Origin of the sequence: Ramlibacter albus (genome assembly GCF_014297445.1) — a bacterium.
GTDB classification, from domain to species: Bacteria; Pseudomonadota; Gammaproteobacteria; order Burkholderiales; family Burkholderiaceae_C; genus Ramlibacter; species Ramlibacter albus.
Map to the genome: position 1 here is coordinate 1,322,167 of NZ_JACORU010000001.1, position 13,990 is coordinate 1,336,156.

Consider the following 13,990-nt stretch of genomic DNA (forward strand, 5'->3'; position numbering starts at 1 on the left):
CGGGGCACTGGGTGCCCCGTTTTTTCTCCCGAAAGGCGTACGACCATGATCCTCCGCAGCATCGCATTCGCCGCCGCCCTCGCATGCGGCGCGGCCCTCGCGGCCAATGATGCGCCCTTCGCGAAAGTGGGCGACGTCGTCATCACGCAGCAGGACTACGAGGCCGCGTTCGCGCAGGCGGCGCGCAGCAAGTTCTATCACGGCAAGCCGCCCGAGGGCGCGGTCGCCGCGCTGCAGCGCGAAGTCGCGCAGGACCTCGTCGATGCGGTCCTTCTCTCGAAGGAAGCGAAGAAGCGCGGCATCAAGCCCGACACCGCATCGGTGAAGAAGACCATCGACGCGTACGAGGCGCGCTACAAGGACAGCGCGCAGTGGAAGCAGAACCGCGCGCGCCTCCTGCCCGGCATCCAGGCGAAGCTGGAGCGCGACAGCGTCGTCGAACAGCTGACGAAGCAGGTGCGGCAGGTGGGCGAGCCCACGGCGCGCCAGCTCGAGCAGTACTGGGAGACGCACAAGGACAAGTTCACCTCGCCCGAGCAGCTGCACGTGGCGATGATCCTGCTGAAGGTCGACCCGTCTTCGCCGCAGTCCAAGTGGGACGCCGCCAAGTCCGAAGGTGCGGCGATCCACAAGCGGCTCAAATCCGGCGCCGATTTCGCCCAGCTCGCGCAGCTGCACTCCGGCGACGGCTCTTCGCAGAAAGGCGGCGACCTCGGGTACGTGCACCACGGCATGCTGCCCGAAGCCGCACAGGGTGTCGTGGACAAGATGAAGCCCGGCGACCTGAGCGAGCCCGTCGTGCTGCTCGAAGGCGTGGCGCTCTTCAAGCTGCAGGGCCGCAAGCCGCCGCAGCTCAACCCGCTCGACTCGGTGCGCCAGCGCGCGCAGGACCTGTGGATGCGCGAGCGCGGCGACGAGGCCTGGAACGCGCTGCTCGCGAAGCTGCGGCGTGAGACGCCCTCGAAGATCGACGAGTCCAAGTTTTGAATGCGCCGCGGCTCCCGCCTCCTTCTCGCGCTGCTGGCCGTGGCCGCGGCCGGGGGCGTGGCGGCGCAGCAGGAGCGCTCCCCGACGTCTGACGCGCGAGTCGCGCAGCCACCGCCCGCCGAGGAGGGCAACGAGCCGGGCGGCTTCAAGGGCCTGTTCGATTTCAACTGGGGCGGCCTGCCGCCCATCCGGACCGCGGGCTCGCTCGCCTACGACCTGCGCGCGTCGCGCGCCAAAGGCGAGGCGAGCACGATGGCGCACCTGTTCACCGGCACGTTCGGTGCACGGACCTACATCTACCAGCCGTGGTTCGCGACCGTGCAGGCGAGCCTGCGGCTGACGAGTGCGCACACGCGCACCGGCGCGGTCGACGACCCCTTTGCGCCGCATCCCGCCACCGCCGGCCGCGAGCAGTTCGCCAGCGGCAATGCCCGCATCGACGTGTTCCCGCGCAGCCGCTTTCCCTTCGAGGTGCACGTCGACCGGGTGGACAGCCGCATCGACTCGGGCCTCTCGACGGGGCTGGACTTCCGCACCACCAGCATCGGCATGACCCAGCGCTACCGGCCCGCCACCGGCAACTGGAACGTGAGCGCGGGTTACGAGCACCGCGAACAGTCGGGCACCGGCTTTCGCGACACGCAGGACTCGCTCACCGCCGACTTCGGCCTGCGCTGGAAGGAGAACGACCTGTCCGTCGGCGGCTCGCTCTCGCACGCGCGGCGCCGGCTCGTGGGCGAGAGCAGCGACTTCCGCAGCCTGGTGGCGCGCCACTCGTGGTCGCCGGTGGGGCCGTTCTCGCTGAACACCACCGTGAACCTCACGCAGACAGTGGACGAGTTCGCCGGCGCGCCGAGCGACATCAGCGTGCTGCAGGTCTCCAGCGTGGGGCTGTGGCACCGCGAGGGCTCGCCGCTGTCGCTCAGCGGCGCCGCGCGCGCCGTGGTGCTGCGCGACGACGTCACCGGTCACGGCATCGACAACCTGTCGTTCACGGCAGGCGCGAACTACGAGCTCACGCGCAACCTGCGCCTCACCGCCAACGGGACCGTGACCACCACGCGCAGCAGCGGCGCGCAGGCGCAGGGCTTCAGCGGCTCGGCCGGCGTGAGCTGGCAGGCCGACACGCTGAACTTCGCCCAGTTCCGCTACGACCGCTTCGCGACGGTGAATGCCTCCGTCGCCGCGTCGAGCGGCTCGCAGGTGGAAGACGAGACGCAGGGCACCGTGAACGCGCAGGCCGGGCACTCGGTGACGCGCGCGTGGCCGCTCGGCTCGTCGTCGGCACTTTCGCTCACCGCCAGCCAGAGCCTGTCGGTCTCGCGCATCGAAAGCAGCCTGCCCGCGCAGGCGGCGCAGCTCGCGTCGTCCCGCAATTCGCAGCGCACCGCGCTGCACATGGGCTCGCTCACGTGGACCGCGGGCGGCGACAACAAGAGCCTTTACGCCCGGCTGACATTCAGCGACTCGCGCGAGCTGGGCGGCAGCCATGCCCGCTTCCAGTTATGGAATTTCCAGATTTCGGGAACCATCGAGTTCAACCGCTGGCGCTCGCTGGGCGGCGACTTCACGCTGCAGCGCGTGGCGCAGCGCGTGGGCGACCACTACCTCGACGCGGGCACGGGGCTCATCCCGGGGGAAACCACGGGTTCGACGAGCGCGAGCGGCGAGATCACGTACCGCGACAACCGCTTCCTCGACATGCCGGGGCTGCGCTTCACGTCGCGCATCAAGCTGGCCCAGGATGTGCTGAGACAGGCTGGGACGCTGCCCTCGCTTCCCGATCGTGAGACACGCATGTGGGAGAACCGCCTCGACTGGTCCGTCGGCCGCCTCGAGACGGGGACGCTCTACCGGCTGTCGCAGGTGGAGGGCAAGCGGCGCGACTTCCTGATGTTCAGGGTGCAGCGCAATTTTGGAGATTAGGGGTCAAGACATGGACGGCAAATCGCGACGCGCGCGCTGGGTGGGCACCACCCTGCTGGCGCTGGCCGCGCTGCTCGGAAGCAGCGTGACGCTCGATGCCCGCGCCGAATACGGCGACGTGGTGATCAACAACTACTCCGACCAGGCCGGCATGCGGCCGGTCGTGTTTCCGCACTGGTTCCACCGCATCCGCTTCCGCTGCAAGGTGTGCCACGCGGACCTCGGCTTCAAGTTCAAGGCCGGCGGCAACGAGATCAACATGGTCAAGGTGATCGACGGCCAGTTCTGCGGCGCGTGCCACAACGGCGAAGTCGCGTGGAACGTCGAGAACTGCAACATGTGCCACAGCGGCAAGCCCAACACGCCGACGCAGGTGCACGAGAGCACGACCAGCTCGATCGTCACGCCGGCGAAGGGAGCGAAGCCATGAAACGCATCGCACTCGCCGCGGCAGCGGCGCTCCTCGTTTTCAATGCGTCCGCGCAGGACGGCAAGGCCACCTACGAAGGCGGCTGCGTCGCCTGCCACGGCACCGGCGTGCTCGGTGCGCCCAAGGCCGGCGACACGGCCGCATGGAAGGCGCGCCTGGCCGCGGCGGGCAGCATGGCCGGCCTCGTGGCCAGCGCGAAAGCCGGCAAGGGCGCGATGCCGCCCAAGGGCGCGATGCCCGCGATCACCGATGCGCAGCTTGCCGGCGCCGTGGCGTACATGGTCGGCCAGGCGGGCACGGCGACCGCGCAGGCGGCGAAGCCCGCGCCTGCTGCCGCACCTGCGCCGGCCGCGGTTGCGGCGGCGAAGCCTGCGGCGCCAGCGCCCGCGCCAGCTGCCCCGGCACCCGTCGCGGCTGCACCCGTTGCAGCGCCCGCGCCCGCACCGGTCGCGGCCGTCCAGGTCGCCGCGCCGCAAGGCGTCAACTCCTTCAACCGCCTGCTGCGCCCGCCGTCACAGCGCAACCGCCCGCCGGCCGAGGACGGCATCCACGACCCGGGCAACGACGGCACGCATGCGCTGCAGCCGCCGCTGGCCGCGTTCAACGACCTGTCGCGCAGCAACGCGGGCAACCGCGTGGACTGGGTGAAGTCGCTGCGCGAGAACCGCATCACGCCGCGCGCGGACAAGGTGAATGCCGCCACGCAGCCGATGGTGATGGACCTGAACATCGTGCGCGAAGTGAAGGGCTCCATGCCCGACGTGGTGTACCCGCACAAGCAGCACACCGAGTGGCTGGACTGCTCCAACTGCCACCCGGCCATCTTCAAGCCGCAGAAGGGCGCCAACCAGATCAGCATGGCCAGCATCCTGCTCGGCGAGGCGTGCGGTACTTGCCACGGCAAGGTCGCGTTCCCCGTGTCCGAGTGCCGGCTGTGCCACTCCAAGCCCAAGCAGGCGGCACCCGCCACCGCGGCGGCCGAAGGCACGGCGGCCAAGCAGTAGCCATGCTGAAGGCCGCGTTCTGGACCCACGCCGCGATCGTCGTCGCGCTGTCGCAGGCCTTCGCGCAGGCGGACGTGGAGCGGCCGGCGCCCTCGGCGCAGGCCGTGGAGCAGAAGCTGACGATGCTCGACAAGGTGCTCAACCAGTCGCCGGTGGTCGCGCGCGTCGCGGCGAGCAACAATGAAAAGGCGCGCAGGCACGTGGCCTCCGCGCGCGAGCTCGCGCTGCACGCGCGCACGCTCACGACGATGGGCCAGTTGCGCGGCGCCGATGCGCTGGTCAACGAGGCCATCATCGAGATCAGCCGCGCGCAGCAGCTGGTACCCGACCCCGGCAGCCAGCAGGCCGGCGAGCGCGCCCGCTACGCGCAGCTGGAAGACAGCGTGTCTGCGCTGCGCCGCACCGCCGAGATCGCGCTGCCGCAAGGCGACGCGCGCGCCGCCGAGGCCGCGCAGCGGGTGACGGCCAAGGTGGGCGAGCTCGTGCAGCAGGCCACCACGCTCGCCCGGGCCGACAAGTACATCGAAGCGAACCGCCAGCTCGACCAGGCGGTGGTGCTGCTGCTGCGCGACGCATCGGCGCGCCTGGCGGGCCAGACGATCGTTTACGACCGCAAGTTCGCCGACCGCAAGGAGGAGTTCGCCTTCGAGCTGGCGCGGCATCGCAGTTTCGAGCGGCTGGTGCCGCTGGCGCTGCTGGAGTACCGGCCCTCGCCCGAGGCGCTGGCGCTGGTGGAGCGGCACGTGGCCGAAGCGCGCGAGCTGCGCGAAGCGGCCGAGGGGGTGGCGGGGCGCGACGCGCTGCTGGCCATCCGCAAGGTCAATGAAGGCACCGACGCGCTGCGGCGCGCCCTGCAGGCCGCGGGCCTGGTGGTGCCGCAGACGATGGGGAGCAACTGATGGAACTTCGCACCTTTTTTGCGGCGCAGCGGCTGGGCTTGCTGCTGGCCGCCGCCACCGTGTTCAATGCCGCCGCGCAGGCGCCCGTGAAACTGCCGCCGGACCGCGACCAGCTGGAGCGCAAGCTCGTGTCCACCGCGACACTGATCGAGAGCTCGTCGGCCGCCAGGCAGATCCAGGCGAGTGGTATCGAGGCCGCGGCCACGCACCGCACGCGTGCCCGCGAACTGCATGCGCGCGCGGGCGCTGCGCTCAAGGCGGGGCAGCTCGAATCGGCGTCCGCGCTGCTCGACGACGCGTCCCGCGCGATGTTCGAGGCGGTGCGCCTGGCCGATTCCAACGAGCTGGTCGCCCGCAAGCAGAAGATCGACTTCGACGCGCGCATGGAATCCACGCGCGTGCTGCTCGACGCGCAGAAGCGCATCGCCGCCGAGAAGGGCGGCGGCCCGCGCGCGGGCGAGCTGTCGCAGCGCGTCGAAGCCGAGATGCGCGAGGCGCAGCAGCTCGCAGGCGTGGGCCGGCTGGTCGACGCGCGCACGAAGATCGACGGCGCCTACCTGGCGGTGAAGGCCGCGATCGGCAACCTGCGCGATGGCGAGACCGTGGTGCGCTCGCTCAACTTCGCGAGCAAGGCCGAGGAGTACACCTACGAGATCGACCGCAACGACACGCACAAGATGCTGGTCCAGATGCTGTTGAAAGACAAGCGCGGCATGGCCAGCGTCGATGCGATGGTCGACCAGGCGGTGGGCGCGGCCGAGAAGCTGCGCGCGCAGGCCGAGGAGCAGGCCGCGCGGCGCGACCACGAAGGCGCCGTCCGGACGCTCGAGCAATCCACGCGCGAACTCGTCAAGGCCATCCGGGCCGCGGGCGTGTACATCCCGGGGTAGAAGAATGTTCCGCTGGGCGGTGGCCTTTGCGTTCGCGCTGGTTTCGGCGATCGCTCTCGCGGCCGCCGCGAGCTGGGCCACGCTCGCGAAGGACGAGGTGCACGACCCCACCGCGCCGATGCTGGGCATGCTGCAGGAGCCGCGCGACGCGCTGGGCCAGCTCGCCGCGAAGGCGCCGGACACGGCGGGCAACCTCGTGAGCTGGATGCAGGCGCTCGACGCCGGCCAGATCACGCCGCGCACCAACATCCACCCCGAGACGATCGTCAAGCTGCGCACGACCGACGTGCTGCTCAGGAACACCGGCGAGATGCCGATGGTGCGCTTCCCGCACCGGCAGCACACCGCCTGGCTCGATTGCTCCAACTGCCACGACCAGCTTTTCGCGCAGCAGGCCGGCGCCACGCGCATCAACATGATGCTGATCCTCGCCGGCGAGAAATGCGGGCTGTGCCACGGCGCGGTCGCCTTCCCGCTCACCGAATGCAAGCGCTGCCACAGCGTCGACCGCGGCAGCCCCGAACATGCGGCTTTCGGCAAGGGCATCGTGCGGGAGGCGACGCAGTGAAGTGGCTCGTGCTCTTCGCATTCGCGCTGCTTTTCGCCGCGCCGGCGAGCGCGGAATACGGCGACGTGGTGCTGAATCGGCAGGCCCAGGCCGCGGGCGTGCGGCCTGTGGTGTTCCCGCACTGGTTCCACCGCATCCGCTTCCGCTGCAAGGTGTGCCACTCGGAGCTGGGTTTCAAGATGCGCGCCGGCGCCAACGTCGTGCAGATGAACGACATCATCAACGGCAAGTTCTGCGGCATGTGCCACAACGGCCAGGTCGCATGGTCCGCCGACCGCTGCGACCTGTGCCACACCGGCAAGCCGGGGCTCAAGAGCGGCATCTACGGCGGCCACCAGACCAAGGGTGCGGGGTTCTGGTGAGGCTGCTTGCCGCCATCGTTGCGCTCTTGCTCGCTGCGTGCGCCGCGGACGACATCGGCGCGCCTGCGCGTTCCGAGATGCCGCGTCCGAGCGCGCTGCTCACGCCCTGGTTGTCGATCGACGGCGGCTGGCGGCTCGACACGACACCGCGCGCCTTGCCCGGTGCTTCTGCCGCATTGCCCCGGCTGCCGCTGGCGCCCGCTCCCGCAATGGGGCCCCGGCTGCGCTTCGTGCAACCCGTGGGCGTCGCCGCACTCGGCGACATCGTCATGGTCGCGGACGCCGGCGCGCGCACGATCTGGCGCCTCGAGCGCAGCCGCGATGCGATGGCGGCTTTCGCGCCATATCCGCCGGGTGCCGCGGAGCAGGGCGCAGCGATGCACATCGGCAACGATTTCGCCGTCTGGGTCGCGCTGCCGGCCGAGCGTCGCGTCGTGCAGTACGACGCGCGCGGCCGGCTCGTGCGCCAGTGGCGCGATGAAGCGGATGCGATGCGGCCCGTCGCCATCGCCGTGCCGCCGGGTCGCGCGGAGATCCTGATCGCGGACAGCGCAAGCGCGCAGGTCGTCACCTTCGACCCGCTCGGCCGCGTGCAGTCGCTGCTCGGCCGCGGCCGGGCGCGCGTGCTGCAGAGCGCGACGGCACTGGCGTTCGGCCCCGAAGGCCTGTACGTCCTGGACCGCCTCGCGCAGCAGGTGGTGGTGCTCGACGCCGCCGGCAACGCGGTGCGCGTGATCGGCGAGCACCAGCTCACGCAGCCGCGCGCGATGGCGGTGGACCGCAGCGGCCGCGTGTTCGTGAGCGACGACGCGCAGCAGGTCATCAAGGTGTTTCGCGGCAACCAGCTGCTCGCCACGTTCGGCGGCGCGGGTGCAGGGCCGGCGCGCTTCGGCCGCATCGAGTCGCTCGCCATCGACGGCAACCTGCTGTACGTGGCCGACGGCCTGAACGCGCGTGTGCAGGTGCTGCTCGTGGCGCCGCCTTCGATGGAGAAGGAGACGCCGTGATGCGCATCGCGGTCCTCGCCATCGCCATGCTGCTCGCAGGCTGCGCCGCCGGGCCGCAGGTCATGCGCATGGAAGCCAACGAGGCGGACACGGCGCGCACCTTCCCGCCGCCGCAGACGCAGGAGGTGCCGCGCTACCGCTACCTCGGGCAGCTCACCGGCGAGCAGAACTTCGGCTCGCCCAACGGCAAGACGGGCGCGCGCAAGTTCTTCGAATGGGTCGTGGGCCTCGTCGGCCAGGCCGAATCGCCGACCGTGCTGCAACGCCCGCAGACCGGCGTGGTGGATGCCGCGGGCCGCGTGCTCGTCACCGACGTGAGCCGCAACGCGGTGTTCGTGTTCGACGAGCCGGGCGGCAAGCTCGACGTCTGGGAGCAGGCAACGAAGATGACGCGCTTCGCCTCGCCGATCGGCATCGCGCTCGGGCCCGCCGGCAGCGTGCTGGTGGCCGACGCCGAGCTGGGCCGCGTGTTCCGCCTGCGCGCCGACGGCACGCCCCTGGGCGAGTTCGGCGATGGCGTGCTGGTGCGGCCCACCGGCCTCGCGCGGGACGCGCAGCGCAAGCGCATCTACGTGGCCGACACGCGCGCGCACGACATCAAGGTGTTCGACGACGACGGCAAGCTGCTCGCCACCTGGGGCTCGCGCGGCGACGGGCCCGGCGAGCTCAACTACCCCACGCACCTGTCGCTGGCGAACGGCACGCTCTACGTCACCGACACGCTCAACGCGCGGGTGCAGGGCTTCGACGCCGACGGCAAGCCGGTGCTGCGCTTCGGCCAGCGGGGCCTGTACATCGGCAACCTCGTGCGGCCCAAGGGCGTGGCGGCGGACGACGAAGGCAATGTCTACGTGATCGAGTCGATGCACGACACGCTGCTGGTGTTCGACCCGAAGGGGCAGCTGCTGATGTCGCTCGGCGGCACGGGCCAGGACGTCGGCCGCTTCTACCTGCCCGCCGGGGTGTGGGTGGATGCCCGCAACCGGGTGTTCGTCGCCGACATGTTCAACGGCCGCGTGGCCGTGTTCCAGTTCCTGGGAGGCAACTGATGGCGCGGTTCGCGTCGCTCGTCGTGATGATCGCGCTGGCCGTGCTCGGCCTGCTGCAGCCCGTGGGCGCGGCCAAGATCTCGGACGTGCGCAACACGAAGCACAACCTGTCGGCCAGCGGCAGCGGCACCGTCAAGGCCACGAGCGAGTCGCAGGTCTGCGTGTTCTGCCACACGCCGCACGCCGCCGAGAACATCCCTGCCGCCCCGCTGTGGAACCGCAAGCTCTCGGGCGCGACGTACACGCCCTACACATCGAGCTCCATCGACGCGGACACGGTGGAGCTTTCGGCCGGCCCCGGCGGCACGTCCAAGCTGTGCCTGTCGTGCCACGACGGCACCATGGCCATCGGCAATGTCAACGTGCTCAACGGCACGCCGAACGTGTCGATCCCGATGACGGGCACCGGCACCGGCGGCACGATGCCGGTGGGCGCCGGCGCGACCACCGGCTTCACGCGCAACCTCGGCGTGAACCTCACCAACGACCACCCGATCTCCTTCACCTACGACGCGGCGCTGGCCACGCGCGACGGCGAATTGCGCCCGCCCGACGGCACCGTGGTGGGCACGCGCTCGCCCGGCGTCAAGCCGCTGCTGCCGCTGCAGCCCGGCCCCAACGGCGGGCAGATGCAGTGCTCCACCTGCCACGACCCGCACATCCGCGAGACCGACGCGACCAAGGGCCCGGCGAAATTCCTGCGCCTCAACCGCTTCCAGGAGGCCGCGCCCACCGGCGGCGCGTTCTCGCAGAACAGCGACATCTTCTGCCTGGCCTGCCACGACAAGGCGGGGCAGGCGTGGGCCCTCTCCGCGCACGCCAACCCGGCGGTGGCCGACGAAACCTTCACGGCCGCCGCGGCTTCGCTGCGCGAGTTCCCGACCAACCTGCCGGTGTGGAAGGCGGGCTGCCTCGCCTGTCACGACACGCACACGGTGCAGGGTTCGCGCCGGCTGCTGCGCGAAGGCACCGACAGCGCCGCGTCGCCCAAGGCGGGCGGCAACCCGGCCATCGAGGAGACGTGCTACCAGTGCCATGCGGCGCTGGCGTCGAGCGCGCTCACCAACGTCACGAGCGTGCCCAACATCAAGGACGATTTCGCGCTCGCGCGGCACATGCCGATCAAGAGCACCGAGCAGCTCTCCGGCGGCGAAGTGCACGACATCGGGACGGGCACGGGCACGCAGCGGGGCAAGGACTTCGTCGAGGCGCCGGCGCTGCTGGGCAAAGGCAACCTGAACAATCGGCACGTGGAGTGCACCGACTGCCACAACCCGCACCGCGTCATCCGCAACCGGCTGTTCAATGCGAATGCGTCGACACCGGACGCCGGCGGCACGCACAACCACACGGCCGGCCACACCAACATCGCCTCGGGCGTGCTCAAGGGCATCACCGGCGTGGAGCCCGTGTACGGGGGCGTGGCCTTCGGCAGCGACCCCACGTCGTTCGACTTCAAGCGCGGCGACGGCGGCGCCGGCGCGAGCACGGCCAAGGGCAGCGCGTGGGTCACGCGCGAGTACCAGGTGTGCCTGAAGTGCCACTCCAACTACGCGTACGACACACCGCCCCTGCTGGGTTCTTCCGGGGGCGGCACGCCCTCGGGCACCAACAGCGTCACCCGGTACACGAACCAGGCCATGGAGTTCCAGGCACCGGCGGGGCACAAGGGGGAACTCACGACGACGGACTCGGGTGCGTTCGCGGGACAGGTGCGCAACCCCGCCGGCTGCGCGGTATGCGGCGCCGGCGGGTGCACCTGCTACAACGTCAATTTCCAGACCAACAACCACCGCGGCTGGCACCCGGTGATGGACAACACCGGCCGCGACCTCGCCACGCGCCAGATGACGTCCAACCAGACGAGCATCTGGCGCGCCCCGTTCAACGCGGTGGCGGACGTCGGCACGCAGACGATGTACTGCACGGACTGCCACGGCTCCAACTCCGGCGCCTCGGACGTGGTGCCGGCATCGGGCCCGTGGGGGCCGCACGGGTCTGCCAACAACTTCATCCTCAAGGGCGAGTGGAGCTCCACCACCGGCGCCTCGAGCAGCGGCACCTACACCGCCAACGCGCTGTGCTTCAAGTGCCACAACCCGGCGAACTATGCGGACCGCAACGGCATCGGCAGCATCAGCAACCGCACCACCGGGTTCTATGGCGGCGGCAAGGGCAACCTGCATGCGCACCACGTGGACAAGATCGGCCGCATCCGCTGCACGTGGTGCCACGTCGCCGTGCCGCACGGCTGGAAGAACAAGGCCTTCCTCGTCAACCTGAACGACGTGGGGCCGGAGGCGGGCCTGCCGGCCGGCACCCAGGTGCGGCTGAACACCACGGCCACCTACACCAACGGGCCGTATTACGTGAACGCGGTCCTGAAGGTGCGCACCTTCGCCACCAGCGGCAACTGGAACGACACCAACTGCGGCTCGGCCGGCGCGCCGGGCAACGGGCAGTCCGGCCGCTCGTGGATGCGCGACTCCAACGAGAACTGCGCCAACGCGCCATGAAGCCCGTGCTGCACGCGCTCGCCTCGCTCAAGCTCTCGCTGGCAGGCTTCGCGCTGCTCGCGGCGGCCACCTTCGCGAGCTACCTGCTGCCGACCGTGCCGCAGGGAACGATCGCTGCACCGCTCGCGCTGCTCGCGCTCAACCTCGCGGCCGCCATGCTCGCGCGGCCGGCGCTGCGCCGCGGCGGGCTCGGGCTCTTCCACCTCGCCTTGCTCGTGCTGCTGCTGCTGGCGGGCTGGGGCCGGCTGTTCCATTTCGATGCGCGTGTCGAGGTCCTCCAGGGCGGCGCTCTCGATCCCGCGCACGTCGAAGTGACCGGCCGCGGGCCGCTGCACGGCAACGCGTGGCGCCGCATCTCGTTCCGGCAGGGCGGCTGGCAGGTGGACTACGCGCCCGGCATGCGCCGCGCGCACACGCGCAGCGAGGTGCTGCTGCCGGGCGAGTCGCTGCCGCGCACGGTCGGGGACGACACACCTCTGGTGATCGACGGCTACCGCCTCTACACCACGCACAACAAGGGCTTCGCGCCGGTGATCTCGTGGCAGCCGGACGCGGGCCCGCGCGTGCAGGGTGCGTTGCACATGCCTTCCTACCCGCTCTTCGACTGGAAGCAGGAGAACCGCTGGACCGCGCCCGGCGGCGAGGCGCTGGGCTTCTGGCTGCGGGTGGTGGACGCGCCGACCGGCGAGACCGCGTGGACGCTTGATCCACGTCATGTGCGCACGGTGCTCGTCGTGGAGACTGGCGGCGTGCGCCATGAACTCTCGCCGGGCGACGCATTGCGCGTCGGCGGCGCCACGCTGCGCTACGAGCGCCTCGCGGGCTGGATGGGCTACCGCATCTTCCACGACCCGACGCTGCTGCCGATGCTGTTCGCCTCGGTGGCGGGCATCCTCGCGCTGGCGTGGCATCTCTTCGGTCGCGGCGTGCGGCTGCTGCCGCTGCGCGAAGGTGCCGCCGCATGAACTACGCCGCGCAACCGGTGGACTACTGGTGGGTGGCCGCGGGTGCGGTGGCGATGACGGTGGCCATGCTGGCCGCGTGGCGGGCCGTGGCCGCGACGCATCGCTCGCAGGCGGCGTGGCAGTTCGTGCAGGTGTCGCTCACCGACACGGCGCTCCTGCTGGTTGCCCTCGGCATCGCGCTGCGATGGGTGCGCCTGGGGCACGGGCCTTTCCTCAACATGTTCGAGATCCTCGCGAGCAGCCTTTTCAGCCTCGGCGTCGCGTGGCGCGTCACGCACCTGCGGGTGCAAAGGCTGCGCGACATCGCACCCATGGTGCTGACACTCCTCGCGGTCCTGGCGGCGTGGCTGCTGGTCGTCGACCCCGCGGACACGCACCTGCCCGCCACGTACGAGATGACGGTGCTGTGGTTCCACGTCGCGCTGGGCAAGGTGTTCCTCGGCTGTGCCCTCGTGGCCACCGGCATCGCGGGCGTCGTGCTCGCCCGCGCCACGCGCCGGGGCCGCCTGTGGTTCGAACGCGTGCCGGGTGACGCCGTGCTCGACGCGCTCGTCTGGCGCTTCATGATGGCAGCGCTCGTCTTCGAGAGCCTGATGCTCGTCGCCGGCGCCGTGTGGGCGCAGGACGCGTGGGGCCGGTACTGGGCGTGGGACCCGCTCGAGACATGGGCTTTCGTCACCTGGCTCACGCTGGCCGGCGCGATCCACGCGCGCCTCGCGTGGCGCGTGGCGCCTCGGGTCAGCGCGCTCATGATCGTCGGCGTGTTCGCCATCGCTTTCCTGACCTTCTTCGGGGTGCCCTTCATCAGCACCGCGCCGCACAAGGGGGCGGTGTGAGGCTCGAATGGGGCCGGGGCCACATCGGTGCGATCGCACTCGCGGTCGCCGTGGCGGCCGTTGCCGGCCTGCTGATGATGAAGGCGCCGCCGGGCCGCGTCACGCGCCTGGACCACCAGCAGCAGATGAAGGACGCCGAGGTCAGGCAGCGCTTCGAACAGGCGGTCGTGATGCTCCACGCGAAGCAGTACGACCACGCCGTCGCCGCGCTGCACCGCGTGCTGGAGCTCGCGCCGAAGATGCCCGAGGCGCACGTCAACATGGGCTTCGCCCTGCTGGGGCAGGAGCGCGGCGACGCGGCACGCGGCTTCTTCCTCGCGGCCATCGAATTGCGGCCGCAGCAGGCGAACGCGTACTACGGCCTCGCGATGGCCGAGGAAATGCGCAGCGACTACGAGTCCGCACTGGGTGGCATGCGCAGCTACCTGCACCTGTCGAAGGCCGACGACCCCCACCGCGAGAAGGCGCGCGCCGCCATCTGGGAGTGGGAAGCGAAACTCGGCCGGCACCGCAAGGGCTGACGTTCCCGATTCCGGGAAGAAATACCGCGA

At 70.7% G+C, this 13,990-nt stretch carries 14 protein-coding genes; all 14 read left to right on the forward strand.

Annotated elements, in window-relative coordinates:
- Positions 1-45 precede the first annotated feature (45 nt).
- The 14 genes from H8R02_RS06150 to H8R02_RS06215 are packed head-to-tail and all read left to right on the forward strand — an operon-like array spanning position 46 to position 13,960.
- Positions 46-987 carry a peptidylprolyl isomerase gene (locus tag H8R02_RS06150; protein ID WP_187080430.1) on the forward strand — a complete coding sequence of 314 codons (942 nt, stop codon included), beginning with the start codon at positions 46-48 and terminating at the stop codon, positions 985-987.
- Positions 988-2,913: a hypothetical protein gene (locus H8R02_RS06155; protein WP_187080431.1), complete on the forward strand. Its 1,926-nt coding sequence runs from the start codon at positions 988-990 to the stop codon at positions 2,911-2,913.
- 10 nt (positions 2,914-2,923) lie between these two features.
- Positions 2,924-3,343, forward strand: coding sequence for a c(7)-type cytochrome triheme domain-containing protein (locus H8R02_RS06160; RefSeq protein WP_187080432.1), 420 nt, complete (start codon positions 2,924-2,926; stop codon positions 3,341-3,343).
- Positions 3,340-4,347 (forward strand): c(7)-type cytochrome triheme domain-containing protein, encoded by a 1,008-nt coding sequence (locus tag H8R02_RS06165; protein ID WP_187080433.1) that lies wholly within the window; start codon positions 3,340-3,342, stop codon positions 4,345-4,347. The genes H8R02_RS06160 and H8R02_RS06165 overlap by 4 nt, the downstream gene beginning before the upstream one ends.
- Before the next feature lie 2 nt (positions 4,348-4,349).
- Positions 4,350-5,246, forward strand: coding sequence for a hypothetical protein (locus H8R02_RS06170; protein WP_187080434.1), 897 nt, complete (start codon positions 4,350-4,352; stop codon positions 5,244-5,246).
- Entirely contained in the window at positions 5,246-6,136 is an 891-nt protein-coding gene (locus H8R02_RS06175; RefSeq protein WP_222622325.1) for a hypothetical protein, read from the forward strand. The genes H8R02_RS06170 and H8R02_RS06175 overlap by 1 nt, the downstream gene beginning before the upstream one ends.
- Positions 6,137-6,140: 4 nt before the next feature.
- A complete protein-coding gene (locus H8R02_RS06180; protein WP_187080435.1) occupies positions 6,141-6,704 on the forward strand; it encodes a c(7)-type cytochrome triheme domain-containing protein in 564 nt (187 codons plus the stop codon).
- Positions 6,701-7,066: a c(7)-type cytochrome triheme domain-containing protein gene (locus H8R02_RS06185; protein WP_354004871.1), complete on the forward strand. Its 366-nt coding sequence runs from the start codon at positions 6,701-6,703 to the stop codon at positions 7,064-7,066. The genes H8R02_RS06180 and H8R02_RS06185 overlap by 4 nt, the downstream gene beginning before the upstream one ends.
- Positions 7,063-8,073 carry an NHL repeat-containing protein gene (locus tag H8R02_RS06190; protein ID WP_187080437.1) on the forward strand — a complete coding sequence of 337 codons (1,011 nt, stop codon included), beginning with the start codon at positions 7,063-7,065 and terminating at the stop codon, positions 8,071-8,073. Before H8R02_RS06185 ends, H8R02_RS06190 begins: the two co-directional genes overlap by 4 nt.
- A complete protein-coding gene (locus H8R02_RS06195) occupies positions 8,073-9,122 on the forward strand; it encodes a 6-bladed beta-propeller (protein WP_187080438.1) in 1,050 nt (349 codons plus the stop codon). Before H8R02_RS06190 ends, H8R02_RS06195 begins: the two co-directional genes overlap by 1 nt.
- Positions 9,122-11,638 (forward strand): cytochrome c3 family protein, encoded by a 2,517-nt coding sequence (locus tag H8R02_RS06200; RefSeq protein ID WP_187080439.1) that lies wholly within the window; start codon positions 9,122-9,124, stop codon positions 11,636-11,638. Before H8R02_RS06195 ends, H8R02_RS06200 begins: the two co-directional genes overlap by 1 nt.
- Positions 11,635-12,603, forward strand: a complete 969-nt coding sequence (locus tag H8R02_RS06205; protein ID WP_187080440.1) for a hypothetical protein — start codon at positions 11,635-11,637, stop codon at positions 12,601-12,603. The genes H8R02_RS06200 and H8R02_RS06205 overlap by 4 nt, the downstream gene beginning before the upstream one ends.
- Positions 12,600-13,439: a cytochrome c biogenesis protein gene (locus H8R02_RS06210; protein WP_187080441.1), complete on the forward strand. Its 840-nt coding sequence runs from the start codon at positions 12,600-12,602 to the stop codon at positions 13,437-13,439. Before H8R02_RS06205 ends, H8R02_RS06210 begins: the two co-directional genes overlap by 4 nt.
- Positions 13,436-13,960, forward strand: coding sequence for a tetratricopeptide repeat protein (locus H8R02_RS06215; RefSeq protein ID WP_187080442.1), 525 nt, complete (start codon positions 13,436-13,438; stop codon positions 13,958-13,960). Before H8R02_RS06210 ends, H8R02_RS06215 begins: the two co-directional genes overlap by 4 nt.
- Positions 13,961-13,990 lie beyond the last annotated feature (30 nt).